Annotated in this window: 25 protein-coding genes and 1 pseudogene; 15 read left to right on the plus strand and 11 right to left on the minus strand. The window is 62.0% G+C overall.

Annotated elements, in window-relative coordinates:
* The first annotated feature begins 4 nt into the window (after nucleotides 1-4).
* Nucleotides 5-334: a hypothetical protein gene (locus ACIQYU_RS13510; RefSeq protein ID WP_063914989.1), complete on the plus strand. Its 330-nt coding sequence runs from the start codon at nucleotides 5-7 to the stop codon at nucleotides 332-334.
* A gap of 190 nt (nucleotides 335-524) precedes the next feature.
* Here the strand turns inward: ACIQYU_RS13510 and ACIQYU_RS13515 are convergent, their stop codons facing one another.
* The 3 genes from ACIQYU_RS13515 to ACIQYU_RS13525 form a co-directional block, all read right to left on the minus strand.
* Nucleotides 525-821 (minus strand): LysR substrate-binding domain-containing protein, encoded by a 297-nt coding sequence (locus ACIQYU_RS13515; RefSeq protein ID WP_325175959.1) that lies wholly within the window; start codon nucleotides 819-821, stop codon nucleotides 525-527.
* Between the two features lie 45 nt (nucleotides 822-866).
* Nucleotides 867-998: a LysR family transcriptional regulator gene (locus tag ACIQYU_RS13520; RefSeq protein WP_325175958.1), complete on the minus strand. Its 132-nt coding sequence runs from the start codon at nucleotides 996-998 to the stop codon at nucleotides 867-869.
* A 69-nt stretch (nucleotides 999-1067) separates the two neighbouring features.
* Nucleotides 1068-1325, minus strand: a complete 258-nt coding sequence (locus ACIQYU_RS13525) for a zinc-binding dehydrogenase (RefSeq protein ID WP_402800301.1) — start codon at nucleotides 1323-1325, stop codon at nucleotides 1068-1070.
* A 131-nt stretch (nucleotides 1326-1456) separates the two neighbouring features.
* On the opposite strand from ACIQYU_RS13525, the gene ACIQYU_RS13530 reads away from it, so the two are divergent.
* Nucleotides 1457-2365 carry a LysR family transcriptional regulator gene (locus tag ACIQYU_RS13530; RefSeq protein ID WP_207837832.1) on the plus strand — a complete coding sequence of 303 codons (909 nt, stop codon included), beginning with the start codon at nucleotides 1457-1459 and terminating at the stop codon, nucleotides 2363-2365.
* On the opposite strand, the gene ACIQYU_RS13535 is transcribed toward ACIQYU_RS13530, so the two are convergent.
* Complete coding sequence (locus ACIQYU_RS13535; RefSeq protein WP_233688272.1) at nucleotides 2366-2884, minus strand: DMT family transporter; 519 nt, start codon at nucleotides 2882-2884, stop codon at nucleotides 2366-2368.
* A 218-nt stretch (nucleotides 2885-3102) separates the two neighbouring features.
* Between ACIQYU_RS13535 and ACIQYU_RS13540 the strand changes: the two genes are divergently transcribed.
* Nucleotides 3103-3867 carry a hypothetical protein gene (locus ACIQYU_RS13540; RefSeq protein WP_207837771.1) on the plus strand — a complete coding sequence of 255 codons (765 nt, stop codon included), beginning with the start codon at nucleotides 3103-3105 and terminating at the stop codon, nucleotides 3865-3867.
* Nucleotides 3868-3871: 4 nt separating this feature from the next.
* Here ACIQYU_RS13540 and ACIQYU_RS13545 read toward each other — a convergent pair whose 3' ends face one another.
* On the minus strand, nucleotides 3872-4453 hold the full coding sequence (locus ACIQYU_RS13545; RefSeq protein ID WP_207837773.1) for a hypothetical protein: 582 nt from the start codon (nucleotides 4451-4453) through the stop codon (nucleotides 3872-3874).
* Between the two features lie 187 nt (nucleotides 4454-4640).
* On the opposite strand from ACIQYU_RS13545, the gene ACIQYU_RS13550 reads away from it, so the two are divergent.
* The 8 genes and pseudogenes from ACIQYU_RS13550 (at nucleotide 4641) to ACIQYU_RS13585 (ending at nucleotide 15410) form a co-directional block, all read left to right on the plus strand.
* Nucleotides 4641-6773 carry a TonB-dependent receptor gene (locus ACIQYU_RS13550; protein ID WP_402800307.1) on the plus strand — a complete coding sequence of 711 codons (2133 nt, stop codon included), beginning with the start codon at nucleotides 4641-4643 and terminating at the stop codon, nucleotides 6771-6773.
* 225 nt (nucleotides 6774-6998) lie between these two features.
* The gene (locus tag ACIQYU_RS13555; RefSeq protein WP_063914982.1) at nucleotides 6999-7298 is read left to right on the plus strand and encodes a hypothetical protein; all 300 of its coding nucleotides are present in this window, start codon (nucleotides 6999-7001) and stop codon (nucleotides 7296-7298) included.
* Nucleotides 7299-7674: 376 nt separating this feature from the next.
* A complete protein-coding gene (locus tag ACIQYU_RS13560; protein WP_402800311.1) occupies nucleotides 7675-10665 on the plus strand; it encodes a T6SS effector BTH_I2691 family protein in 2991 nt (996 codons plus the stop codon).
* A 2-nt stretch (nucleotides 10666-10667) separates the two neighbouring features.
* Nucleotides 10668-11558 carry a hypothetical protein gene (locus tag ACIQYU_RS13565; protein ID WP_402800314.1) on the plus strand — a complete coding sequence of 297 codons (891 nt, stop codon included), beginning with the start codon at nucleotides 10668-10670 and terminating at the stop codon, nucleotides 11556-11558.
* Nucleotides 11555-12805: pseudogene (locus tag ACIQYU_RS13570) on the plus strand (T6SS effector BTH_I2691 family protein); the annotation flags it as partial. The gene ACIQYU_RS13565 and the pseudogene ACIQYU_RS13570, both read left to right, overlap by 4 nt.
* A 41-nt stretch (nucleotides 12806-12846) precedes the next feature.
* Nucleotides 12847-13740, plus strand: a complete 894-nt coding sequence (locus tag ACIQYU_RS13575; protein WP_233693514.1) for a DUF6708 domain-containing protein — start codon at nucleotides 12847-12849, stop codon at nucleotides 13738-13740.
* A 93-nt stretch (nucleotides 13741-13833) separates the two neighbouring features.
* Nucleotides 13834-14529 (plus strand): hypothetical protein, encoded by a 696-nt coding sequence (locus ACIQYU_RS13580; RefSeq protein ID WP_233693515.1) that lies wholly within the window; start codon nucleotides 13834-13836, stop codon nucleotides 14527-14529.
* A gap of 2 nt (nucleotides 14530-14531) precedes the next feature.
* Nucleotides 14532-15410: a DUF6708 domain-containing protein gene (locus ACIQYU_RS13585; RefSeq protein ID WP_402800319.1), complete on the plus strand. Its 879-nt coding sequence runs from the start codon at nucleotides 14532-14534 to the stop codon at nucleotides 15408-15410.
* On the opposite strand, the gene ACIQYU_RS13590 is transcribed toward ACIQYU_RS13585, so the two are convergent.
* Together ACIQYU_RS13590 and ACIQYU_RS13595 are read right to left on the minus strand one after the other, a co-directional pair.
* Nucleotides 15397-16209 (minus strand): class I SAM-dependent methyltransferase, encoded by an 813-nt coding sequence (locus tag ACIQYU_RS13590; protein ID WP_402800322.1) that lies wholly within the window; start codon nucleotides 16207-16209, stop codon nucleotides 15397-15399. The genes ACIQYU_RS13585 and ACIQYU_RS13590 overlap by 14 nt on opposite strands.
* Nucleotides 16210-16559: 350 nt before the next feature.
* Complete coding sequence (locus ACIQYU_RS13595; RefSeq protein WP_207837783.1) at nucleotides 16560-18746, minus strand: OsmC domain/YcaO domain-containing protein; 2187 nt, start codon at nucleotides 18744-18746, stop codon at nucleotides 16560-16562.
* A 346-nt stretch (nucleotides 18747-19092) separates the two neighbouring features.
* On the opposite strand from ACIQYU_RS13595, the gene ACIQYU_RS13600 reads away from it, so the two are divergent.
* The 4 genes from ACIQYU_RS13600 to ACIQYU_RS13615 all read left to right on the plus strand — a co-directional run bounded on the left by ACIQYU_RS13600 (nucleotide 19093) and on the right by ACIQYU_RS13615 (nucleotide 24323).
* Nucleotides 19093-19548 carry a (2Fe-2S)-binding protein gene (locus ACIQYU_RS13600; RefSeq protein ID WP_063913636.1) on the plus strand — a complete coding sequence of 152 codons (456 nt, stop codon included), beginning with the start codon at nucleotides 19093-19095 and terminating at the stop codon, nucleotides 19546-19548.
* Nucleotides 19548-21797 (plus strand): molybdopterin cofactor-binding domain-containing protein, encoded by a 2250-nt coding sequence (locus tag ACIQYU_RS13605; RefSeq protein ID WP_233687950.1) that lies wholly within the window; start codon nucleotides 19548-19550, stop codon nucleotides 21795-21797. The genes ACIQYU_RS13600 and ACIQYU_RS13605 overlap by 1 nt, the downstream gene beginning before the upstream one ends.
* Nucleotides 21798-21814: 17 nt before the next feature.
* The gene (locus tag ACIQYU_RS13610; protein ID WP_402800328.1) at nucleotides 21815-23158 is read left to right on the plus strand and encodes a c-type cytochrome; all 1344 of its coding nucleotides are present in this window, start codon (nucleotides 21815-21817) and stop codon (nucleotides 23156-23158) included.
* 151 nt (nucleotides 23159-23309) lie between these two features.
* Entirely contained in the window at nucleotides 23310-24323 is a 1014-nt protein-coding gene (locus ACIQYU_RS13615; protein ID WP_343583500.1) for an XdhC family protein, read from the plus strand.
* A gap of 17 nt (nucleotides 24324-24340) precedes the next feature.
* On the opposite strand, the gene ACIQYU_RS13620 is transcribed toward ACIQYU_RS13615, so the two are convergent.
* The 4 genes from ACIQYU_RS13620 to ACIQYU_RS13635 all read right to left on the minus strand — a co-directional run bounded on the left by ACIQYU_RS13620 (nucleotide 24341) and on the right by ACIQYU_RS13635 (nucleotide 26517).
* Complete coding sequence (locus ACIQYU_RS13620) at nucleotides 24341-25132, minus strand: ABC transporter substrate-binding protein (RefSeq protein WP_207837792.1); 792 nt, start codon at nucleotides 25130-25132, stop codon at nucleotides 24341-24343.
* Between the two features lie 166 nt (nucleotides 25133-25298).
* Complete coding sequence (locus ACIQYU_RS13625; protein WP_207837794.1) at nucleotides 25299-25940, minus strand: LysE family translocator; 642 nt, start codon at nucleotides 25938-25940, stop codon at nucleotides 25299-25301.
* A 50-nt stretch (nucleotides 25941-25990) separates the two neighbouring features.
* The gene (locus ACIQYU_RS13630; protein ID WP_063913642.1) at nucleotides 25991-26191 is read right to left on the minus strand and encodes a DUF1289 domain-containing protein; all 201 of its coding nucleotides are present in this window, start codon (nucleotides 26189-26191) and stop codon (nucleotides 25991-25993) included.
* Between the two features lie 8 nt (nucleotides 26192-26199).
* Nucleotides 26200-26517: a hypothetical protein gene (locus tag ACIQYU_RS13635; RefSeq protein WP_207837796.1), complete on the minus strand. Its 318-nt coding sequence runs from the start codon at nucleotides 26515-26517 to the stop codon at nucleotides 26200-26202.
* Nucleotides 26518-26725: the final 208 nt, after the last annotated feature.

The following is a 26725-nucleotide window of genomic DNA, read 5'->3' on the forward strand; positions in this document are numbered from 1 at the left end:
CAACATGCGAGTACTTCTAGCAACGATGGCCGGCTGCCTGCTGGCCACGCTCGCTTTCGGCGCCCAGGCACGGGCGTTGAGCCAGAACGATCGCCACACCTGCGGCTGGGGCGCGCAGATAGCCGCCGAGGCCCAGCAGGCCAAGCTTTCCGGGGTAACCTTGTATGCCACGCGCAAGAAGCTGCAGGTGCGCAAATTTCCCAAACCGTGGATGCGCATGACCGCCTTCGGTATTACCGAGCAGACCTATAACAGCCGCTCGCGGCTCAAACCTGCAGCGATCAAGCAGACCTATTACGAGCAGTGCGTGCAGCATGCGGTAGCAAGGCGATAACGCGCTGCAGGAGGTCGCCCAGCCCTTTGGGATGCGCTGTGGGAGCGGGCGTGCCCGCGAATGCCACAACGCGGTGTATGGCACCGGCTCCGCCGGTGTTCGCGGCGGTTCGACGCCTCGACATGCCCGCTCCCACAGAGGGCGTGCCAAATCAATGAATTATGTGCTGTTCCCAGAGAGCGGCCTTGTGTCAAAGCCGCCAGGGCGCACCGGCCTCGAAGCGTGCTTCCAGCCACGCCTTGAAGGCCCCCAGGGCGGCGGTGTTGAGGCGCGCGGTCGGCCGTACCAGGTAGATGCCTGCCGCCACATTCAGCTGCCATTGCGGCAGCACCCGCACCAAGCGCCCGGCGGCGAGGTCTTCGCCCATCAGCCAGTCTCCTCCGGCCAGAATACCCACGCCACGGCGCGTCGCCTCCAGCAGGGCTTCGTTGTCATTACTGCGCAAGCTGCCGGCAACCTTGACACTCCGCCAGGCGCAGGCGCCCACGTACCGTCGCCGCCCCTTCGGCCGCTTCCTGTTCCGCCTCGGCGATCAGCCGGTTGGCCTCGCGCACCTGGCCACCAGCCGCTCGCCTTCATCGGTAAAGCGCAGCTGCCGCGTACTGCGCTCCACCAGGCGAATGCCCAGGCGCGCCTCCAGTGCTCTCAGGCGCTTGGACAGCACCGTGGGGTGGTGCGGCGGCTGTCGAAGGCATCCATGGCAAGGCTCGGCACAAGGCAGTAGGGTCAGGAGTCAGGCAGTAAGGACCAGCGCGCCCTCCGACAACCCTTGCTCCAGGTCCCCGTGGACCCTGGCCGCTTCGGCCAGCGGGTAGCGACGCCAGACCCGAGGCTGGATGATACCCTCGGCGACCGCCGCCAGCACGGCGGCGGCGGCCTGCTCATCCAGCTGCGGCGGTAGCTTGACCAGGCGCTCAGCTGGGTACAGGCGGCCGCTGGCGTAACCGCCAACCGGGCCCATTGCATAGGCGACCCGGTCGCCCACCTGCACGCCATGTACCCCATCACCGACGGCAATTCAGCCAAGGTCAGCAGGACCCTCTGCGCGCGCCGAACCGCGTCAGCCTCGGTTATTTGTTAAGCTGATCGAAACCGTCAGAGATGACCAAGACCATTCGTACCATGGATGAACTACGCAAGATCGACCTCAACCTGCTGCTCGCCCTGCACGCGCTGCTGAGCGAAAAGCACGTGACCCGCGCCGCCCTGCGCCTGCACCGCAGCCAACCCGCGGTAAGCCACGCCCTGGCGCAGCTGCGCAAGCACTTCGACGACCCCTTGCTGGTGCGCCAGAACGGCCGCATGGCCTTGACCGCCCGCGCCCAATCGCTGGCCAAGCCGCTGCAGGACGCCCTGGGCAACCTCAACGGCCTGCTGGCCGCCCCACAGTTCGAACCGGCGAAGTCCCAACGTCGCTTCAGGCTCTCGCTGTCCGACTACTCCTCACGGATCATCCTGCCACCCCTGCTGCGCCACCTGCGCCAGGTCGCGCCCGGGGTGGACCTGGCCATCAGCCAGGCCAGCCGCGAAACCATGCTGGCCCAGCTGCTCGACGGTGAACTGGACCTGGCCCTGGGCATCTTCCCCGAACTGCCCCAGGCCATCACCGCCCAAGCACTGTTCGCCGACAACTTCATCAGCGTTGCCGATCGCCAGGTCCTGCCGGCCAGCGGTGGCCTGGCCCTGGCCGACTGGGTGGCCCGCCCGCATGTGCTGATGGCCATGCGCCCGGATGCCTTTGACGAAATCGAGCGCGCCCTGGCCGCCCAAGGCCTGCGCCGGCGGATTGCCCTGGCCTTGCCGCACTGGAGCGCGGCGGTCGAGGTGCTGGCTGGCACTGACCTGATCCTGACCGTGGCCAGCCGCGCCGTAGGTTCCCTACACCAGCACCCTGCATTGCGCCAGTTCGAGCCGCCGCTGGCGATCCCTTCGTTCGACTACCAGCAGGCCTGGCACAGCCGCAAGGACAGCGACCCCGGGCATCGCTGGCTGCGTGAAACCGTATGGGCCTGCAGCCAGCCGACACGTTGATCAACCCTCCGGCTGTCTCACCACGGCCGCGGCACTGGCCGGCGTGCCCGCCGCCCAGCTGCCTTGCACCAGCAGCACGCCACACAGGATCAGCACCACGCCCGCCAGCCTGGCCAGGTTGAGCGGTTTGCCCCCTAGTCCCATCACCCCGAAGTGGTCGGCGACCACCGCCGTGATGATCTGCCCCGCCACCACCAGCACCAGGAACCCCGCCGCACCCAGCTTAGGGGTAAGCGCAGCGGCACCGGCCACGTACAGCGCCCCCAGCACACCGCCTACCCACAACCACCAAGGCCCCTGCAAGGCCTTGCCCATGTCCGGCGCCGGCACCCTGAGGATCAGCAGTGCAGCGATCACCACCAGCGAACTTACCGTCAACGACGTGAACGCGCCCCACAACCAATGCCCCAGCGCCCGGCCGACGGCGGCATTACCCGCAGCCTGGAATGGCAGCACGGCACCGGCAAGCAACGCCAGGGCAAAGGGAAGCGCTAGCAGGCACAGGGTTTTGCTGGGCATGGCAATTCTCGTTCTCGACAAATGTTCAGACCATGATCGACAAATTCTCTCTATCTATGGAAATCGAAAGTGTGCACCCACACTATTCGCTACATGGATACCATGCATGCGGTTCCTGCCGAGTCGGCTAGGATGCTGCCCAGTCACGCCCCCAGAAGCCCAAGCCGACGGGGTCCGGCTGAAACCAGACCAGAACCGTATGTGATGGAGCACATTCGATGACAGATGAACGCACAACCCTGATCGACCATGGACAGTTGCCCACCCGCAACCTGGCCGAGTGCCTGGCAGTGGATCAAACGACCCTGGTCGGGGCATTGGCAGGCCAACTGCCCGACACACTGATCGGACCGTTGGCTACCTGTGCCGAAGCAACACGCTCGCTGGGCCTGTCGAAGAAAATCGCGGCCATCGGGCTTACCCTCGGGCAATGGCTGGAACCAGCCCCTGCGCCCCTGCGCCAGCAGGTGTTCGAGCGGTGCAGCGCACACAGCGCCGATACGGTGCGCAGCTGGGCGGCCTTCGCCCAGGCGCACCTGTCGCGCACGCTCGATCTCGAGTCCGCTTTGCTGGCCCAGCTGCGTTTTGCCCGCGATGAACATTTTGGCGTGCGCGAATGGGCCTGGATGGCCCTGCGCCCTCACCTGGCTCGGGAACTGGATAGCGCCCTTGCCCTGCTCGCACGGCATGCCGGCGACAGCAACCCACTGGTACGACGCTTCTGCATCGAGGTACTGCGCCCGCGTGGCGTCTGGTGCGAGCACATCGCCGCGCTCAAGCTGATGCCGGAAGCGGCCGAGCCACTGCTGGTGCCCCGCCTGGCCGAAACCGACAAGTATGCCCAGGACTCGGTTGCCAATTGGCTCAACGATGCCAGCAAGACTCGGCCCGACTGGGTGATCCAGCTGTTCGAACGACATCCGCCGTCATGCAAGGCATCACGGCGGATCCATACGCGGGCAACCCGTAGCCTGCCCCAATGAATGGTCAGCGCGAGGTTTCGACGCGCAGCACTTCGGTGTAGATCGCGTCGACCGTCTGGCCGACCTTGAGGTTCTTCATGCGTGCCTGCAGGTCAGGGTTCTCGACCTTGACCACCTGCAGCTTGCCCTCCGGTGGCAGCAGGCTCACCTCATGCGCCTTGAGGTCGATCTTCTTGATCTGCGAGGTCACCTTGACCTGGCGGAACGCTTCGCCGCCCGGGTTGGGGTTGTCCGCAGTGGCGCGGATGGTGCCGGACTCTTCAGTCGCCTTCGGCGCCCCGCCTACTTCGGGATTCAGCACATAGGCCACCGCACGGGTCACGTAGATGTCGACCTGGTCACCCACCTTGAGGTTGGGCAGCGCCTTGGCCTTTTCCGTGAGCTGGAAGGTCACATCCTTCTTGTCGTCGGGGCCTTTCACCGTGACCTGGCGGCTGGCCAGGTCGATGGCCGTGACCTGCGTGGTGACGTGGCTTTCCAGCGCCTCGCTGCCAATGGGAATACCGGCAGCCTGCACCATGAAGCTGGCGGTAGACGCCAGGGTGGCAAGGGCAACAGCACGAGCGAGAGAGCGAATTGGATTCATAGGCCTGCTTCCATGTAATCAAGACCGGATCGGTGCGTGAAATGTTCACGCGCCAACAAGCATAGCCCTTGGCTGCCACATTGCCGGGCCGCCACCTTGCAACAGCAAATGCGAATTCTTTACACTTGCTTTACATTTACAAATCATTACTATTCGTTACCTCAAATACAACAAAGAGTCATTTGTAATGGCAAAAAAGTCCGTTGCCCCAGCATCCATTTCCATGCTGGGTCTGCTGGTTGTGCCTGCTGTTCACGCGGCTGTCCAACCTGAATCGCAGGGTTCCCTCGCCTTGCCCGCCACTGCCGTCACCAGCGCCTACGAGCAGCAAAGCTACAAGGCCAGCGAAAGTCGCAGCGCCATGAAGATCGACGCCCCGCTGCGCGACATCCCGCAAACCGTCAACGTCGTGCCCGAAAGCGTAATCAAGGACCAGGGTGCGCAGTCCATGGAGGACGTGCTGAAGAATGTGCCCGGCATCGGTCTGTCCAACGGCGACGGCCAGCGCGACCAGGTGACCATTCGCGGCTTCAGCGCCATTGGCGACATGTACATCGACGGCGTGCGCGACGACGCCCTGTACTTCCGTGACCTGTCCAACATCGAGCGGGTCGAGGTGATCAAGGGCCCTGCCGCCGTGCTCTATGGCCGTGGCTCTTCGGGCGGCCTGATCAACAGCATCAGCAAGAAACCGAGCTTCACGCCCAAGCGCGAGGTCGGCATGAGCTTCGACAGCGAAGGCAAGCGCCGCACCCAGTTCGACACCGGCTGGGCAGACCCGCAAAGCAACCAGGCCTACCGCGTGACCGGTGCCTTCGAAGACAGCGACACCTTCCGCGACGATGGCTACATCGACCGCAAGGCCATCGCGCCGTCGGCCTACTTCCGCCTCTCCGACGACCTGGAACTGAACCTGGGCGCCACCTACCTGTACGACAAGCGCCTGATCGACTTCGGCATCCCGGCGCTGGGCAACCGCCCGGTGGATGTGGATCGCGACAAGCGCTTCGGCTCCGGCGATGCCGATCAGGACTACGCCCGCAGCGAAGTGTTCTCGCTGACCGCAAGCCTGGACTACCGCATCAATGACGACTTCACCCTGACCAACACCAGCCGGTATTACCGCTACGACCTGGACCGCAACAACACCCTGGCCGACAGCAGCCCGACGCGCTTCGTCACCGCGCCCAACGGCGAACTGCTGGTCAAGCTCAACCGTGGCAACGTGGCCCGAGACGAGTACGGTGTGTTCAACCAGACCGAACTCAAGCAACAGGCGCAGCTTGCCGGAATGCAGCACAACTTGCTGTATGGCGTGGAAGTAGGCTTCCAGGACAAGCACCAGCGGGTGCTGAGCCAGAACAACGTTGCCCAGGTGCCGGTGTTCCGCGACGCCCTGGTGCCGGTGCCGGAGCACGGCGCCAACCTGTCGTCCAAGGGCACCAACTTCCAGCAGACCACCGGCCTGTATGTGCAGGACATGATCGAACTGAATGAGCACTGGAAGGCCTTGGTCGGTGTGCGTTATGACATCTTTGGCCAGGAGTACGACGACGACCGCGCGCAGAACGTCGACCTCGACCGTACCGACAAGACCTGGAGCCCACGTGCCGGCCTGGTCTACCAGCCGGATAACATCCAGTCCTACTATGTCTCGGTCAGCCGCAGCTACCAGCCTTCGGGCGAGGTGTTCGCGGTCAGCCCGACCAACCAGCACCTGGAGCCGGAAGAAACCACCAACTACGAACTCGGCGCCAAGTGGGACCTGCTCGACAGCCGCCTGTCGGTGACCGCAGCGGTATTCCGCCTCGAGCGCACCAACATGAAGACGGCCGACCCGGCCAACCCCAACCTGACCGTGCTGGCCGGCGAACAACGCACCGACGGTTTCGAAGCCACCGTCAGCGGGCAGCTCACCGACAAGTGGCAGATCTACGCTGGCTATGCCTATCTGGATGCCGAGATCACCAAGTCCAACAGCAAGACCAACGGCGTGGCTAACAAAGGCCAGACCCCTACCCTGACACCGCGTAACAGCGCCAACGTCTGGCTGGTGCGTACCTTGACCCCGGAATGGCGCGTGGCTGCCGGCGCCAACTACGTCGACGAGCGCTACACCGCACTCGACAATGTGGTGGTGATGCCGGGCTACACCACCTTCGACACCGCGCTGCTGTACAGCGTGCCGCAATGGGACGCCGCGCTGCGCCTGAAGAACGTGTTCGACCGCGACTACTATGCCTCCGCGCACGGTTCGGTGGACCTGATCACACCGGGTGCACCGCGCACGCTGGAAGCCAGCTTCAGCTACCGGTTCTGATCCCCTGCCCCAAGGCGCAAGGCCTTGCTGTGGTGCAAGGCCTTGCGCTGCATCTGGTGCAATGCAAGCGTTCACCGCTTCGCTTGAATGCAATATCCTGCGCAGTGAATGGCACCGACTTTGCCGGTGTTCGCGGCGGTGCGCCGCCTCGACAAACCCGCTCCCACAGTGTGGACAGCACCTTGCTTGCGATCACAGCGTCCCGCCCCTCAGTAAGGAGAGCATATGAGCAACAAACCGAATCGCCCATACACACCTTGGGCGCTGACCACCCTGCTCGCCTTCAGCCTGGCACTCACCGCCGGCTGCTCCAGCAAGACCAGCAAGGCCCGCTACGCAACTCCCGCAACAGGCTCCAACTGCTTCGCCAAGGCGGTCCCCACCACCGGCGAAGGCGGCCTCGCGTGGGGCAATACCCTGAGCATTGCCCGGCAGAAATCGCTGAACAACTGCGTGCGTTATGCAAGCCGGTCAGGGGGCACACCGAAGACTTGCCAGGTGGTGATGGCCAAGTGCAAGAACTAAATATTTATAGACAAATTATAAAGTAAGACCTTTCTTACAAATATATCCGCACTGCTTCTCCTTCATGAGGAGCACTTGAGCAACATCCGACTCACCCAAATATACTCTTACACTTTCGACCTCGACTCAAAACGGCAGTCGAGGCATTGTCTTGCCATTGAAACTTGATACGCCCTATCCGTGGCAACCCAAAACAAGAACTTTCCTACAACATACAGCCCATCAAGAAAACCAGGGTACGGCACACACGCGGGATATACGTCAATAACGCTTCAATACATCCCCATGAAATAGATAACAACAGGCTGACCAGCAATAAAGCAGGCCATTTTTTATTTCGTGAGCAAGAAAGTTTGACACTGAGCAAGGAGCTCCCATGACTGACGCCTCCATCAGCAGCGCCACCTCCGGCCCTGCCTGTAGCGCACGCATCCCCATCCTGCCGGTGCGCTATGCCATCGTGCCACGCACCGGCGATATGCCCGCCTGCCGCTATGCCGATGCAGGCTTCAACCTCGAACAAGGCTTCGGGCCACTACAACACTCTGCCTACACCCTGCGCGCGCTGCGCCCGGGCTATGTCTACGTGTTCATGCAAGGCGCCCTGGGCCAGAAGCTGGCCATTCACGAGTACGTCGGCGCGGGCCTTTACAAGGAACTGCGCTACCGCGGGCTGGACGACTACCACCGGCGTGATCGCTACCTGTCCAGCCGCACCCTGGGCTGGGTGTGGGCCGATACCTGCCCCGATACCGCCAGGGAAGTGTGGATCGGCTACAGCCCGCACCTGTGGACCAACGCCATGACCGCCCGCATCACCAGTTCAGCCGCCTTGCGCCAACGGCACATGCGCCAGCTGGACATGGCCGAACTGATAGCCGGCAACCAGGTACCCTCAACCCAACGCCATGTCTTGCCGGTCAGTGCCCTGCAAACCTGGGTCGAAGACTTCAAGCCCACCGAGCGGCGCATGCCCCTGACCTGGAGCAGCGACCCGATCACCGAAACCTTGCCCATCGGCAACCTCGTTGCCATCGGCCGGCACTACCCCTACACCCAGCCGAAAGTACCGGTAGTGGTGGCGCTCACCGATGCCGAAGGCATGGCCCTGGACCTGAGCCTGACGGTGTCGGCCTACCAGCATCAACTGCGCGACCTGATGCCCGCCGAACAACTGGAGCACATGAAACCGGCACAAGGGCCCGAACAGGAACGCGTACCGGCGTGCTACCGGCTGGATGCCGAGCAACTGAGCGTGCAAAGCCGCGATTTCCACCACCGCAACCTGGTGGCCATGCTGCTGAACAAGACGCTGGAAAGCCTGTACCCGGCGGATGCCCCTTCACCGGAGCTGGCCGAGTTCCGGCTTGGCACCAAGCGCCGCGGCCCCGCCCTGTCGCCGTCCGAGTCACGTTTTCAGGCCCTCACCCATGAAGACTACTCACCCAACGGCGCCCGCCTGGCACAGCGTCTCGACCTCGCCAAGTACCGGCGCTTCCTCACCGAGCGTGATGAACTGGAACGCCGGATCATCGCGTTGCGCAACCAGGCCTTGCAGGCCAGCCACGACCATGACGCCTGGCTCGGGACCGCCGAACCCGAGCATGTCGATAACCCCTACAGCCTGGCTGCGGCCCTGGCCTGCTACGACCGCGACGAAATCACTTCCGCCCGCGGCCTGGAAATATCCTTGGCGCTGCTGATTCAGTCGATGGGCCAGCCAGCGCCCGGCACTGAAGAACTGGACCCGCGACTCAAACGTCTCGAACAGTGGCTGGACCAGCACGACAGCCCGCTGTACACCGCCCTGGCGCCATTCAACCCGTTCAAGGACAAGGCGGATTCGATCGGCAGCCTGTTCGGCGCCAGCGACAACGTGATCGAAGGGTTGGCGGGTCGCTTTCCGGCCATGGCCGACATCACCGACCTTACCGCCCAGTCGGTCACCACCGCGGTGCTCAAGCGCCTGCGTGGGCAGACCCGCTGGGATGCCAGTCATGGCCTGCGTCAGCAAGTGTTGTTGGCGGCGAGCGAGGCCAATGCCGAGAAAGCGCTGGGACTGCTGGCAGCGCGTTACCAGATCACCGGGCAGGCCATTCGGGACAATCCTTTCAGTCAGGAGGTGGAGAAGTACCTGAAGAACGGCATGGCGCAAGTTGAAGAGATGAAAGAGCTACGCATCTCGGGAAGCCGGACGGTGTCAATCGAACTGACCACCACCGCGCGAGCTAAACCCAACTTTCTCGGGTTACTCACGGCGGGCGGCGGCGGTGGATTGAATGCGGGAATGCTGTGGTTCAACGTGATTTCGCTCAAGACCGCCTACCACAGCCTGCAGCAGAGCGATGCACCGGAATACACCATGGGGTTCGCTTCATCGATTTTCGGGGTGATTGGTGCTGCATCGGCGACATTAGTCAGCGTGCGGGCAACGCAGAAAGCAGTGATGCTCAGGCTAAGTTCAACCGCCCCTGGGATGGCCTTTGGAAATGGGATTATAAAATTCTTAAGCAGTAACTTGTTTGCGCGATTAGCAGGATATCCTGCAATAGTATTTAGTCTGTTCTCTGATGGATCCAAGGGGTTTCGCCAGTTCAATAACGGTGACTCTACTGCCAGTAAATACACAATTGCTGGCGGATTAACCATGGCTATTGGCTCTGCTGTCGTCCTTGAAGCCGGACTTGCTGTTGCGGGTGCTACATCGGTTGTGCCCTTCGCCGGATGGGCCGCAGCTGCCCTTGTTCTCGTAGGAACAGCAATCATTGCAGGAGGTCTCTACCTCCATGCCAAGGCACATGAGCGACTTCACAGCCCAATTGAGTTTTGGGCAGCACGTAGCGTCTTCGGTAATCGCAACAACGATGGGGAGGCGCGCCCTGAGATCACCTTGAACTATGAAAATAAACTTCCTGCTTTCACCTCGCTACAAGCAGAAATCAAAGCTTGGCATAGTGAGCATTACGGACCGAAACTATTATCCGCCGAGCAGGCCCAATCACTCGGTATAACTAAAGTCGACACCAGATGGCATCATAACAATCACTGGTCTCCGCCAAGCTGGACAGCAATCACTCGCAACGAAGTAGCCACACCTCAACCAACCGTTGAGTTCACAGTGCTGCTGCCTGGCTTCGTACTTGGAGTAAGTGAATGGTCAGGAAGCTTGAGCGCCCTCCGTAACGACCAAGGAATGGACGTTTTTCCAATCGTCCCGACCGGCCACATTGCAGGTGCTGGCTTAGTTCTTCATTTCGAGAACACGTTAGGCACCCAAAATCATGTCTCACTGCATCTAGCCTACAACGTCAATCAAGGGTTGGATGAGGACAATGAGATCCTGTCAACTTTCCGTCTTGAGCGCTGATCATGGCAACCATCTGGATATTCAATTCAACGTCAGGGTCCGGGCATGAACCTGCCATTGGCGGGCAGCTGGTAAAAGTATCAAAAAACACCTTATGCCTGCGAAATCCATGGGTAACAGATTCCGTATTTATGGGGAAATTATACTGTGCAATGACGATCATACTACTGATTGGTTTTTACCCCTACCTCCTCCCAAGCATCCCAGACCTATATACCGAAGACACCATATTGCTGTTATTGTTTTTAACAGCACCTTTCATATTCACCCCTTTTCTGATCTATCGAATTTACTTTATAAAAGGCTTATCAAGTTTCTGCCTCAACCGTTCAACCCAAAGAATCTACTACCAGCGCTTGAGTAAGGTATTAATTTTTGAATGGAGCAATACGGGAGGTGGAATTTTCAAACGCACCGAATACGGCGGCTCATCCTTCAGCACCAGCTATGCCCTCGCCTTCGCCCCTCGCCGAGAGGACGGCAGCCTTCACCAGAAAGACTGCCTTTGGGTCGACAGTAACGAACCCACCGAACCCGGCGTCAAACACGTCGCCGAAGTCTGGGAATACCTCCGCCACTTCATGGACCACGGCCCGGACAAACTTCCCCCACCTGGCGAACCCAACTGGTGGCACAAGCCACTGCACGCGATCTGCCTGACCCCGGCAGAAGCCTGGCGCCACTACGTCCCTTGGCGAACCGGCGAACCCGGCGAAATGCAAGGCAAGAAGAACTGGCAACTGCCGTTCTGGGCCGTGCTCTTCCCCTACAACATCACGCTTGCCATCTGCTGGTACGGCATCTGCCGGCTGTTCAATGTTCGAGCAGCCCCACCGCCCGCAGAAGCGTTTGAGGAAGCCCCGGCACATTCAGTCAAAAGGAAGCGTACATGAACGACGCCTCCGTCAGCAGCGCCACCTCCGGCCCAGCCTGTAGCGCACGCATCCCCATCCTGCCGGTGCGCTATGCCATCGTGCCACGCACCGGCGATATGCCTGCCTGCCGCTATGCCGATGCAGGCTTCAACCTCGAACAAGGCTTCGGGCCACTGCAACACTCTGCCTACACCCTGCGCGCGCTGCGCCCGGGCTATGTCTACGTGTTCATGCAAGGCGCCCTGGGCCAGAAACTGGTCATTCACGAGTACGTCGGCGCGGGCCTTTACAAGGAACTGCGCTACCGCGGGCTGGACGACTACCACCGGCGTGATCGCTACCTGTCCAGCCGTACCCTGGGCTGGGTGTGGGCCGATACCTGCCCCGATACCGCCAGGGAAGTGTGGATCGGCTACAGCCCGCACCTGTGGACCAACGCCATGACCGCCCGCATCACCAGTTCAGCCGCCTTGCGCCAACGGCACATGCGCCAGCTGGACATGGCCGAACTGATAGTCGGCAACCAGGCACCCTCAACCCAACGCCATGTCTTGCCGGTCAGTGCCCTGCAAACCTGGGTCGAAGACTTCAAGCCCACCGAGCGGCGCATGCCCCTGACCTGGAGCAGCGACCCGATCACCGAAACCTTGCCCATCGGCAACCTCGTTGCCATCGGCCGGCACTACCCCTACACCCAGCCGAAAGTACCGGTAGTGGTAGCGCTCACCGATGCCGAAGGCATGGCCCTGGACCTGAGCCTGACAGTGTCGGCCTATCAGTATCAACTGCGCGACCTGATGCCCGCCGAACAGCTGGAGCACATGAAGCCGGCACAAGGGCCCGAGCAGGAGCGCGTACCGGCGTGCTACAAACTGGATGCCGAACAGCTGAGCGTGCAAAGCCACGATTTCCACCACCGCAACCTGGTGGCCATGCTGCTGAACAAGACGCTGGAAAGCCTGTACCCGGCGGATGCCCCTTCACCGGAACTGGCCGAATTCCGGCTTGGCACCGAGCGCCGCGGCCCCGCCCTGTCGCCGTCCGAGTCACGTTTTCAGGCCCTCACCCATGAAGACTACTCACCCAACGGCGCCCGCCTGGCACAGAGTCTCGACCTCGCCAAGTACCGGCACTTCCTCACCGAGCGCGATGAACTGGAACGACGGATCATCGCGTTGCGCAACCAGGCCTTGCAGGCCAGCCACGACCATGACGCCTGGCTCGGGACCGCCGAACCCGAGCATGTCGATAACCCCTACAGCCTCTACCAACTCCAGCGCCGACTTTTTTATTGAGAGATAATCCTATGGCAACCATATGGCTATTCAACCCCAAAACAAAAACCGACATAGATCCAAAAATCTCAGGACAACTGGTTGGAACAACGAGTTCCCTTCTGCGCTTGCGGAACCCATGGGTTACTGACTCTGTATTCATGGGTAAGATGTACACCGCAATGTGTATAGCCACAGCTTTTTTTGCCTATCCACCCCTTCTAGATGACTCGACAAATTATGAACTTGATGGCGCCTACGCATTTCTTGCCATGCAGATTATTTTGCCGTTTATTTTCACACCCTTTTTAGCCTACAGAATATTTTTCATAAGAAATCTCTCAGACATCCACCTGAACAGGCTAACAAAAAAGATCTATTACAACCGAATAGGAAAGGTGTTTACCTTTGACTGGTACAACATCAGAGGCGGCTTGTTCAAACGTAGAGAATTCGGTGGTTCTTCCTTCAGCACGAGCTATGCCCTCGCCTTCGCCCCTCGCCGAGAGGACGGTAGCCTCCACCAGAAAGACTGCCTGTGGGTCGACAGCAACGAACCCACCGAACCCGGCGTCAAGCACGTCGCCGAAGTCTGGGAATACCTCCGCCACTTCATGGACCACGGCCCGGACAAACTTCCCCCACCTGGCGAACCCAACTGGTGGCACAAGCCACTGCACGCGATCTGCCTGACCCCGGCAGAAGCCTGGCGCCACTACGTCCCCTGGCGAACCGGCGAACCCGGCGAAATGCAAGGCAAGAAGAACTGGCAACTGCCGTTCTGGGCCGTGCTCTTCCCCTACAACATCACGCTTGCCATCTGCTGGTACGGCATCTGCCGCCTGTTCAATGTCCGAGCAGCCCCACCGCCCCCAGAAGCTTTTGAGGAAGCCCCGGTATATTCAGTCAAAAGGAAGCGGCCATGACCGAGGCCTCCGTCAGCAGCGCCACCTCCGGCCCTGCCTGTAGCGCACGCATCCTACGGCGGCAGCGCAGTCGCGATAGGTTCAGCTTTAGTATTGGAGGGCGGACTAGCTATTGCAGGCGCCACAACATTTATTCCTTTTGCCGGATGGACCGCAGCAGCAATTGCTCTTTCAGGCGCCGCCATGATAGCTGGAGGTTTATATCTTCACGCGAAGGCCAATGAGCGTGTTCACAACCCCATAGAACTGTGGACCAGTCGAAGCGTTTTCGGCACGCGCCTCAATGACGGCGAGAGTCGTCCTGGCCTGACACTGGATTTTGACAAGAAACTTCCATCGTTCGCTAGCATACAGTCCGAAATCAACGCCTGGTACGCGACATTTTATTCACCCTGCCTACTTTCACACAAAGAGACAAGTCAATTTGACTTAGGACAACTGGATAGTAAATGGACTGAAACTGGTACATGGGCTATTCCAAACTGGACTGCTATCACACACAACGAAGTCTTAGGCAACGCTTCCTTCACTGAGTTCACAGTTCTCTTGCGCGGTTTCCTTCTAGGGCGAAGCGAATGGCAGGCTAGCCTGAGCAGCAAAACTGCGAGCGATAACATAGCAATGCTCCCAGCCATACCTGACTGCTATGCGATCAAAGGAGGACTAATTCTCAACTTTAAAAATGAAATCCAATCCCACAACCACGTCACGCTGCAGATCACATACCAACCTAATCTAGGTTTAGATGAGCAAGCAATCTCTTATAGCACCTTTACACTGGAGAAGTAATCATGGCTATCGCCTGGATCTTCAAACCACATATGCCGACTCACTGCGCCGCCCACATCTCCAGCCAACTTTCGAGCCTAAATAAGCTTTCACTATCCTTAAGAAACCCTTGGGTATCGGATTCCGTATTCATGGGAAAATTATATGTCGCCATGACTTTAGGATTAGCACTTTATTGCTACTCCGGAATCACAGAGGCCGAATACAGAACCATGGTACTAGCAGACCCGCACTCACTCATGCAATACATAGTCGCACCACTTATATTTACACCCTTTCTAGCTTACAGAATTTTTTTCATAAAAACCTTATCAGAGATCCACTTCAACCGCGAAACCAAAAGAATATTATATCAACGCAACAAAAAGCTCATATCTTTTGATTGGGGAAATGTTGAAGGGGGCGTATTCAAACGCACTGAATTCGGCGGTTCATCCTTCAGTACCACTTACGCCCTCGCCTTCGCCCCTCGTCGTGAGGACGGCAGCCTGCACCAAAAGGATTGCCTCTGGGTCGACAGCAACGAACCCACCGAGTCCGACATCCAATACGTCGCAGAAGTCTGGGAATACCTCCGCCACTTCATGGACCACGGCCCGGACAATCTTCCCCCACCTGGCGAACCCAACTGGTGGCACAAGCCACTGCACGCGATCTGCCTGACCCCGGCAGAAGCCTGGCGCCACTACGTCCCCTGGCGAACCGGCGAACCCGGCGAAATGCAAGGCAAGAAGAACTGGCAACTGCCGTTCTGGGCCGTGCTGCTCCCTTACAACCTGACCGTCGCCATCTGCTGGTACTTCATCTGCAAACTCTTCAATGTCCGTGCAGCGCCACCACCGGCAGAGGCCTTCGAAGGAGCGCCTGCTAACCCCGAATGATCACCACCTCAAGGTATTCACTCGGCACCACCAATGACGCAGAGCCCCCCACGTTGCTTTCATTCAGCAACTGGGTCAGATCCCGCTCCAACGCCCCGGCCGCCTCCGGCTCCAGCAAGGCAAACGCCTTGTGCACCGGCCCGTACCAGGTGCGGAACACCTCGATGAAATGCGCCGCCGAACGATAGCGGAAGTTGAAGTACTGGCGACTGACCTGCAATTCGCCAAGCGCCCCCTCGAACAGCACACGTAGTTGTTCCTCGTCGCCCCAGCGCGAAGGTGGCAAGGCCCCGGCTGGCGGCGGCACGTGCCGCCCGAGGGTCTTGAACATCTGCCCGACGAACCCTTGCGGGGTCCAGTTGGCCAGGCCGATCCGGCCACCGCGCCGGCACACCCGGCTCAATTCGTGCGCGGCCCGAGCCTGGTCGGGGGCGAACATCACGCCGAAGGTGGAAAGCACAGCATCGAAGGTGCCATCGGCAAACGGCAGCGCTTCGGCATCGGCGGTCTGGAACACCACGTTGAAATGCTCGGCCCGCGCACGTTCTTCACCGCGCTTGAGCAGTTCGGGCACATAGTCGGTGGAGGTAACGCGGCAGCCGCGCCGGGCGGCGGCCAGGGTGGCATTGCCGTTGCCGGCGGCGACATCCAGCACCTGCTCGTCCCAGCGCAGGTCACAGGCTTCTGCCAGGCGCTCGCCAACCAGTTGCAGGGTGGTGCCGATTACCGCGTAGTCGCCACTGGCCCACGCGGCTTGCTGGCGGGCTTTGAGGGTATTGGTATCCAAAGGGGTGCTCATGGTCTGCGCCTTCTTGTTGTGCGCGGCCGAGGTCCTTCTGGCGGTCAACGCGCCATGGATTCAAGGGATGGGAGCAAAACGCTACGCGCCTGGCGGGCGAAGCGGCAAGAAATAATAAGCGGTGAAGCAAGATCGATTTGGTGTAAACACCAGAGATGAAAGGCATATGAGCTCTATTGGCTCATACTCCCCCTGTGGGAGCGGCCTTGTGTCGCGAAAGGGCCGCACAGCGGCCCCAGCAATATTCGCATCACCGCAGTAACCCTGGGGCTGCTACGCAGCCCTTTCGCGACACAAGGCCGCTCCCACAAGGCCTTGCGTTCTGCGAAGGAAAGAATACCTGTCAGATATCAGGCGAACCTGGCCCGGGCCGCGTGCAGCTTCTTGTAGCTTTCGATCAGACGCAGGTGGCGATCGAGGCCTTCGAGCTTCATGCTGGTCGGGGTCAGACCATGGAAGCGTACGCTGCCGTCCACCGAGCCCAGCACCGCGTCCATGCGCGGGTTGCCGAACATGCGCCGGAAGTTGGCCTCGTAGTCGTCCATTTCCAGTTCGTCGTCCAGCAGCACTTCCAGCACCACGTTCAACGCCTGGTAGAACAACCCGCGCTCGACGGTGTTGTCGTTGAACTGCAGGAACGCCTCGACCAGCTCCTTGGCATCCTCGAAGCGCTGCACCGCCAGGCAGATGAGCAGCTTCAGCTCAAGAATGGTCAACTGGCCCCACACCGTGTTCTCGTCGAACTCCACGCCGATCAGCGTGGTGATGGTGGTGTAGTCATCCACATCACAATTGTCCAGACGCTTGAGCAGCAGCTTGAGCGAGCGGTTGTCCAGGCTGTGCAGGTTGAGGATGTCGGCACGGAACGACAAGGCGCGGTTGGTGTTGTCCCAGATCAGGTCTTCGACCGGGTAGATCTCCGAATAGCCCGGCACCAGGATGCGGCAGGCGGTGGCGCCAAGGTTGTCGTACACCGCCATGTACACTTCCTTGCCCAGGTCTTCGAGGATGCCGAACAGGGTCGCGGCCTCCTGCACGTTGGAATCCTCGCCGTGGCCGGAGAAGTCCCACTCGACGAACTCGAAGTCGGCCTTGGCACTGAAGAAGCGCCACGACACCACGCCGCTGGAGTCGATGAAGTGCTCGACGAAGTTGTTCGGCTCTGTCAGCGCGTGGCTTTCGAAGGTCGGTTGCGGCAGGTCGTTCAAGCCTTCGAAGCTGCGGCCCTGCAGCAGTTCGGTGAGGCTGCGCTCCAGCGCCACTTCCAGGCTCGGGTGGGCACCGAACGAGGCGAACACGCCACCGGTGCGCGGGTTCATCAAGGTCACGCACATGACCGGGAACTCACCCCCCAACGACGCATCCTTGACCAGCACCGGGAAGCCCTGCTCTTCCAGGCCCTGGATGCCGGCAACGATGGCCGGGTACTTGGCCAGTACCTCCTGCGGCACATCCGGCAGGCACAGCTCACCTTCGAGGATTTCACGCTTCACGGCGCGCTCGAAGATTTCCGACAGGCACTGCACCTGGGCCTCGGCCAGGGTGTTGCCGGCGCTCATGCCGTTGCTGAGGAACAGGTTCTCGATCAGGTTGGACGGGAAGTACACCACCTGCTGGTCGGACTGGCGCACGAACGGCAGCGAGCAGATGCCGCGCGCGGTGTTGCCCGAGTTGGTGTCGTACAGGTGCGAGCCGCGCAGCTCGCCGTCCGGGTTATAGATTGCCAGGCAGTGCTCATCGAGGATCTCGGCCGGCAGCGCATCGCGTGGGCCGGGTTTGAACCACTGCTCGTTCGGGTAGTGCACGAACGGCGCGTTGGCCAGGTCCTCGCCCCAGAACTGGTCGTTATAGAAGAAGTTGCAGTTCAGCCGCTCGATGAACTCGCCCAGCGCCGAGGCCAGCGCGGCCTCCTTGGTCGCGCCCTTGCCGTTGGTGAAGCACATTGGCGACTGGGCGTCGCGCACGTGCAGCGACCACACGTTGGGCACGATGTTGCGCCACGAGGCGATTTCGATCTTCATCCCCAGACCGGCGAGGATGCCCGACATGTTGGCGATGGTCTGCTCCAGCGGCAGGTCCTTGCCGGGGATGTAGGTGCTGGTGTCCGCCACCGGCATCAGCAGGCCCTGGGCATCGGCGTCGAGGTTGTCGACCACTTCGATCACGAACTCGGGGCCGGTCTGCACCACCTTCTTCACGGTGCAGCGATCGATGGAGCGCAGGATGCCTTGGCGGTCCTTCTCGGAAATATCTTCGGGCAGCTCGACCTGGATCTTGAAGATCTGGTTGTAGCGGTTTTCCGGGTCGACGATGTTGTTCTGCGACAGGCGAATGTTTTCGGTGGGGATGTCGCGGGTCTGGCAGTACAGCTTGACGAAGTAAGCCGCGCACAAGGCCGAAGACGCCAGGAAATAGTCGAACGGCCCCGGGGCCGAGCCATCGCCCTTGTAGCGGATCGGTTGGTCGGCGATCACCGTGAAGTCGTCGAACTTGGCTTCGAGACGGAGATTGTCGAGAAAATTGACCTTGATTTCCATGCGGGATTACCGTGATTTAAGCGTGCAAAACGAAATTGGCCGGCATTATCCGGTTTTTTCTGCCGGAAGTCCTGTTTGCCTGTACCGGCCCTATCGCCGGCAAGCCAGCTCCCACAGGAACTGCACATGACTTGCGGTCGATACGGTCGAGGTGGGAGCCGGCTTGCTGGCGATAGGACCGGTACAGACTTGCGTATTCCACCGAATTGCTTGCCTGATCCTCTGAACCTGCCCCGCCAGCAGACCAGCGGTCACCTCGCTGTGCTAGCGTTTCTGCACTGGGGAGCACCGTACTCCCCGCTCAGAAAAAACCAGGCGACAGCAACCGTTGACGGGCAGGTGAACCATGGAACTACGCATCAACCAGAAGACCTACCAGGTCGAGGCAGACGCCGACACGCCCCTGCTGTGGGTGATCCGCGATGACCTGGGGCTGACCGGCACCAAGTATGGCTGCGGCCTGGCCCAGTGCGGCGCCTGTTCGGTGCTGGTGGACGGCAACGTGGTACGTGCCTGCGTCACCCCGGTGGCCGGCGTGGTCGGGCGCGAGGTAACCACCATCGAGGCGATCGAGACCGATGCCGTCGGCAAACGGGTGGTCGCGGCCTGGGTCGAGCACCAGGTGGCACAGTGCGGTTACTGCCAGTCCGGCCAGGTGATGGCGGCCACGGCGCTGCTCAAGCACACGCCCAAGCCCAGTGACGCGCAGATCGAGGCAGCCATGGTAAACCTGTGCCGCTGCGGCACCTACAACGCCATCCATGCCGCCGTGCATGAACTGGCGCAAGGGGAGAAGGCCTGATGAACACCCCAGTCGATACCCCCGTTGAACTACTCAAGCTGCAACTGGGCGAAACGGTCAACCTGTCGCGTCGGCGCTTTCTTGCTGGCACGGCTGTCGGTGCCCTGGTGCTGGGTTTCGGCCTGCCCATGGGGTCGGCCCGCGTGCAGGCAGCGGCTGCGGTAACGCCGGAGCGCGGTACTCAGGTACCGGCGTTTCTGGAGATCCGCCCAGACGGCAAAGTGCGCCTGCTCAGCCCATTCATGGAAGGCGGGCAAGGCCCCTTCACCGCCATGGCGCAGATCGTTGGTGAAGAGCTGGACGTCGACCCGGCCAACTTCGTGGTCGACAGCGCGCCGCCCGGGGAAGCCTATGTGGTGATGGAAAACGGCATGCGCATCACCGGCGGCAGCATGTCGGTGCGCATGAGCTACCCGACCATGCGCCGTCTGGGCGCCCTGGCCCGGGCCATGCTGCTGCAGGCGGGTGCCGAGCAACTGGGCGTGCCGGTCGAAGAACTCTCCACCACGCCGGGTCACGTGGTACATACCACGACTGGCCGTTCCATCCCCTACGGTGAGCTGGCCGGACGTGCCATGGACCTGCCAGTGCCAGACCCGGCCAGCGTCAAGCTGCGCGACCCCAGCCAGTTTCGCTGGATCGGCAAGCCGGTACGTCGCCTGGATGCCTACGACAAGTCCACTGGCAAGGCCGTGTACAGCATCGACATAAAGGTCGACGGCATGCTCCACGCTGCCGTGCAGCACGCACCACGCCTGGGCATGACCGTCGGCAGCCTGCGCAACGAAGACCAGGTCAAGGCCATGAAAGGCGTGCATTCGGTGCATCAACTGCCGGGCGCCGTGGCGGTGGTTGCCGAACGCTGGTGGCACGCCAAGCGCGCGGTCGAAGCCATCCAGGTGGACTGGAAAGAGCCCGCTGCCGACAGCCCGGTACGGCCGATGCCGGCCGATTTCTCCAGCGATGGTTGGCGCGAACACCTGGCCACGGTCACGGGCCCGGCGCGCGACGATGAAAACCAGGGCGATGTGGCCGGCATGCTGGCCAGTGCCAAGACCCAAGTCGAGGCCACCTACCACAACCAGTACCTCAACCACGCCCAGCTGGAACCGCCATCGGCTCTGGCGCGCTTCAACCCGGACGGCACCCTGGAGGTGTGGCTGCCCAACCAGGCGCCGGACATGTTCCGTGACGACATCGCCAAACGCACCGGCCTGGCCCCGGCGCAGATCACCCTGCATTCGCCGCTGCTGGGCGGTTTCTTTGGCCGCCACTTCCTGTACGACTCGGCCAACCCCTACCCGCAGGCCATTGCCTTGGCCAAGGCGGTCGGCCGGCCGGTGAAACTCATCTGGAGCCGCGAGGAAGAATTCCTCCGCGATGTACTGCGCCCGGTCGCCGTGGTGAAGTTCCGCGCCGGGCTGGATGCCGACGGCCTGCCGGTGGCCCTCGAAGCAGTGAGCGCCACCGAAGGCCCGACCGAAGCCATCGCCGGCAAGCAAGGCGAAAAGCTCGACCCGACCGCGCTCGAAGGGCTGTCGGGCAAGTCTTACGCCATCGCCAACAAGCGCATCGCGCAGATCTACGTCAAAGGCCCGGCCATGCTCGGCTACTGGCGCTCGGTGGGCAACTCGCTGAACGACTTCTTCTATGAGTCGTTCCTCGACGAGTTGGCCGACAAAGGCGGCAAGGACCCGTTCGAACTGCGCCTGCACCTGCTGCGCGACAACCCGCGCCTGACCAACCTGTTGCAGGCCGTCGCCGAACTGTCCGGCGGCTGGAAGCGTGGGCCTTTCACCGCCGAGGATGGCAGCAAACGGGCGCGTGGCGTGGCCATGGCCTCGCCGTTCGGCTCGGAGGCCGCGGTCATTGCCGAAGTGTCGATCGAGAACGGCCAGGTCAAGGTGCACGACATCTGGCAGGCCATCGACCCAGGCAGCATCGTCAACCCGGCCATCATCGAGCACCAGGTCAACGGCGCCGTCGCCCTGGGCCTGTCGCAGACGCTGCTGGAAGAAGCGGTGTACGTGGATGGCAAGCCGCGCGCGCGCAACTACGACCTGTACCCGATCCTGCCGCCGTCGCGCATGGCCAGGGTACATGTGCGCATTGTCGAAAGCGGGGCGAAGATGGGCGGTATCGGCGAGCCACCGTTGCCCGCGGTGGCACCGGCGGTGGCCAACGCAGTCGCGCAGCTCACCGGCCAGCGCGTGCGCAGCCTGCCATTGAGCCGCCATACCTTCAGCTGAGCACACAAGGACGCCCCATGACCCATCGCTTCGCAAGAACCGCTTGCTGGCTGGCACTGCCGTGCCTGGTCGCGGCAGGCCTGCTGGCCTGGTACGTCACCCGCGAGCCCGCCTCGCCGTTTGCCGGTACGCAGGCCACGGCCACCGACCCGGCGCTGGTCAGCCGCGGCGAGTATGTGGCCCGGCTCAGCGACTGCGTGGCGTGCCACAGCCTGCCGGACGGCAAACCGTTCGCCGGCGGACTGGAAATGGCCACCCCGCTGGGGGCGATCCACGCCACCAACATCACCCCCGACCGCGACACCGGCATCGGTCACTACAGCCTGGCCGACTTCGACCGTGCCGTACGCCAGGGCGTCGCGCCCGGTGGCCGGCGGCTGTACCCGGCCATGCCCTACCCGTCCTACGCCAAGCTCAGCGATGACGATGTCAAGGCGCTGTACGCCTTCTTCATGCGCGGCGTACAACCGGTGCAGCAGGCCAACCTGGCCAGCGACATTCCCTGGCCGCTGAACTGGCGCTGGCCCATTGCCATGTGGAATGGCTTGTTCGCCGCCACCACGCCATACGCCGACCAGGCCGGGCAGGATGCACAGTGGAACCGCGGCGCCTACCTCGTCCAGGGCCCCGGCCACTGCGGCAGCTGCCATACGCCGCGCGGCCTGGCCTTCAACGAAAAGGCCCTGGATGACAGCGGCAAACCGTTCCTCGCCGGAGCTCTGCTCGATGGCTGGTATGCACCGAGCCTGCGTGCCGACCCCAACACCGGGCTGGGGCGCTGGAGCGAGGCCGAGATTGCACAGTTCCTCAAGACCGGGCGCAACCGGCATGCAGTGGTATTCGGCTCGATGACCGAGGCGTTCAACAACTCCACGCAGTTCATGAGCGACGACGACCTGTCCGCCATCGCCCACTACCTCAAGTCGCTGCCCGGCGACCCGCAACGCGATGGCGCGCCGTGGCAATACCAGGCCCAGTCGGCAGCGGCACGGCTCGATAGCCCTGGGGCGCATACCTATGTAACCCGCTGTGCGTCGTGCCACGCCCTGGACGGCAAGGGCCAGGCCGAATGGATGCCACCCTTGGCCGGCGCCACTTCGGCACTGGCCAAGGAAGACGCCTCGGCGATCAATATCACCCTCAATGGTTCGCAACGGGTGGTGACGGCCGGGTTGCCCGATGCCTATCGCATGCCGGCCTTCCGTGAGCAATTGAGTGACCAGGAAATTGCAGATGTGCTGGGTTTCGTGCGCAGCGCCTGGGGGAACAATGGCGGCGCGGTGAATGCGCAGGCGGTGGGCAAGTTGCGTGGGCATACCGACCCGGCCAGCAGCAGCCCGATCATTTTGCATATGCGATGAAATCTGGTGGCTGTACCGGTCTCTTCGCGGGTGAACCCGCTCCCACAGGTACTGCACAGGTCTCATGACTAGTGCAACTCCTGTGGGAGCGGGCATGCCCGCGAAGAGGCCGGCACCGCCCCCCTTGAACATCAGGTTTAATGGAGTCCCCATGGAAAGCATCGACCTGCTGGTCCTGCGCACCACCCGAGACTGGCTCGCCGCCGGCCACCGCGCCCTGCTCGCCACGGTCGCCCGCACCTGGGGCTCCTCCCCCCGCCCGGTGGGCTCGATGATGGCGCTGCGCAGCGACGGCCGTGTGGTCGGCAGTGTCTCTGGCGGCTGCATCGAAGACGACCTTATCCACCGCTACACCAGCGCCTACGGCGGCCCCGGCATGCCCGGCGGCTTGCCCCAGGTGGTGCGCTATGGCGTCAGCGCCGACGAGGCCCACCGCTTCGGCCTGCCCTGTGGCGGTACCCTCGAACTGGTGCTGGAATTCGCCCCGTCGTTGCAACACCTCGAGCAGCTGCTCGCCGACCTCGACAGCGGCAGGCTGGTACATCGTGGGCTCGACCTGTGCAGCGGTGAAACCAGCCTCACCGCCACCACCACGCCCGAACTGTTCAGCTTCGATGGCATGCACATGCTCAGCACCCTAGGCCCCGGCTACCGCCTGCTGCTGATCGGTGCCGGCGCGCTGGCCGAATACCTGGCGACCATGGCCCTGTTCAATGGCTTCAGCGTTTCACTGTGCGACCCGCGACCCGAGTACACCGCAGGCTGGAACGTTGCCGGCGTCAACCGCCTGGCCGGCATGCCGGACGACGTGGTCCGCGCCTTCGCCCCGGACCTGCGCAGCGCCATTGTCGCCGTCAGCCACGACCCCAAGCTGGACGACCTGGCCCTGCTCGAAGCCCTGCACAGCCCGGCGTTCTACATTGGTGCCATCGGCTCACGGCGCAACAGCCAGCTGCGCCGCGAGCGGCTGATCGAACACTTCGGCGAAAGCGAAGCGTCGTTGCAGCGCCTGCACGGCCCTATCGGCATCTATATCGGTAGCAAGACCCCGGCCGAGATCGCCGTCAGCGTCATGGCCGAGATCCTCGCGGCAAAGAACAATGTCAGCCTGCCCGGCGCGGTCAGCGTGACCCGGGCCAAGGAAGCCGCGCAGTTGGCCCTGTAGGCGCGCATCCCGGGCTGCTACTGCCAACGCTCCAGGTTTTGCTGCAACAGCTGCTCCGGCAGCGCCCCGGCAACGATCTTCTCCATCTCCCTCGCCAGCGCCTCACGCAGCTGCGGCTGGTTGCAGGGCGATTCATGGGACAGCGCCAGGTACAGCCCTTCGCTGGATATCGGTGGCTCCAGCACCTGTACAGTGTCGGCAATCCCCAAGGTGCGCGCCAGCGCCATGCCGGGGTACTGCTCGTACACCACGTAGTCGCTACGCTTGTGCACCAACTTCTCGAACGCCTGCCTGGCACCGGGTACCGCTTCGAGGGTGAGATTGGCCTTGGCGTAGTCGTCGAACTGCTGGCCGTGGCTGTTGTTGACCAGCGTGCCACCTTTGCGGCCCTTCAGGTCGGCCCACTGCCGGTAGGCAAAGGCACTGTCCTGGCGCACCCAGACAACGCTGGGTGTATGCAAAAATGCCGGAGTAATGAAGTCCATCTGTTGCTGACGGTCCTTGGTCAGGAAATACCCGGCCATCAGGTCGATTCGGCCCGTGCGTACTTCTTCCTGGGCGCGCGACCACGGCCCGCCGTAGACCACCTCGATTTCCAGCCCCAGTTGCTTGCCCAGGTACTTGAGCAGGTCGGCATTGGCACCGATCAGTTGTTGGGGGTTTTGCGGGTCGCGCCACAGGTAAGGAGGGTATTCCGGGTTGCCGGTAGCAGTCAGCCGCCGGCATTCCTCATCCGCTACCGCCGCCAGCGGCAGCAGCAACAGGCACTGCAACAGCGGCAAAGCGTGGCGAAAGCAGCGCTCGATCATCGACAACCCTCGGCACATGTATCATCCGGAGACCCGGAGCGGTGGCCAAAGGCTGCCACATCCTGTGGTCGACTGCAGCATCCATCTGTGCGTGCTGTAGACAGTCTGGACCATGTATGGCCATTGGGTTGGCCTTTCATCGGCCGGAACAAGCGGCCCTCATATTTCAGGCACCCTGCCGGCGCATCGCCAGGATCGCCGCGCCAAAACCGATAAAGGTCGTGCCCACCACCCGGCTCACCCAGCGCGACAGCGACGGCCGGGTCAGCACGCCCTTGGCCCGCGCCGCCAGTGCGGCATACAGGCTCAGAGAAACCAGCGACAACGCGACGAAAATTCCGGTCAGGATCAGGAACTGCGGCAGCAACGCCGCCCCCTGGTCGATGAACTGCGGGAACAGCGCGGTGAAGAACATGGTCGCCTTGGGGTTGGTCACTGCCGTGAGGAATGCCGACTTGTACAGCTTCAGCGGCGTGGGCCGGACCTTGGCCATACCCTCTGCGGCGCCTTGCGCCAGCATCGGGCTCTTTTTCAGCAATTGCCGCGCCCCCAGGTAGAACAGGTAGCCCGCCCCCAGGATCTTCACGGCATTGAACAGCATTTCGGAACTGGCCAGCAGCGCACCCAGCCCCAGCATGGCGGCAGCCGACAGGCAGAACAGGCCCGAGCCATTGCCCAGTGACGACCAGATCGCGCTGCGCTGGCCATGGGCGAGGCTGTTGTTGATGGCCATCAGGGTGGCAGGGCCGGGGCTGGCGATCGCGATGGCAGCGACCAGGGTAAAGGCAAACAGCGAGTGAGAATCCATTTTCAGGCTCGTCAGACAATCAGGAAAGGGCGCGCGCGGGACACGCAGGTTCAACCTGTATTCTGCCGCTTGGCCGCCTTCTTGGCGATAGCCTTCATTCGCGTTGCGGCCCGCTGCACGGTGGCCATCTTCTCGGGGCGCTTCATGCCCCGCCATTTGCGAATTTCGTCACGGGTGCGGCCGCAGCTCACGCACAACTCGCTGTTGAGCTGGCACAGCGAGACGCAAGGGTTGTCGATGTCTTTCGCCATGCCACCACTCAGCCGGGCATTTCCGCCTGTGCACGCTCGGCGGCACTGTGAAACACCTGGCGTACTTCCTCGGCCTTGACCTTGCTGACCGACCTGGCAGCCAGCAGCTCGTCGACCACGCGCAAGCCCTGCTCCAGGGCGGTGGCCAGTTGCTCGCGGTCGGAGGCGTCAGCGATATCACCCAGATAAGGAGCGATGAGATACACGTAACGGTCCTGCAGCTTGAGCGCTTCCAGCGCGTCGAGGGCTTTCTGGAACCGATCGGCAGCGGCAGGGCTCATGCTCAATTTATCGAAATGAATCAGGCTCACACGGTCAGTGGCCATTTTGACGAATCTCCGTTTCCTGGTGCGGCCAGGCCCACAAGCAGCAGCGCTTCTACGGTGCTCGGATGTGCAGGCCCGGGGAATGCCCATCAGGGTACCAGAACGCGAGGCAGAAAGGGCCATCGCCCCCAGAACTAAAAGTATCTGGCAGGTCGCGTAATGGACGCCCCGGGGCGCTATCGGGACAGGAGCTGCCGTTTCCTGCACA

Origin of the sequence: Pseudomonas sp. NPDC096925, assembly GCF_044762545.1 — a bacterium.
GTDB lineage: Bacteria > Pseudomonadota > Gammaproteobacteria > Pseudomonadales > Pseudomonadaceae > Aquipseudomonas.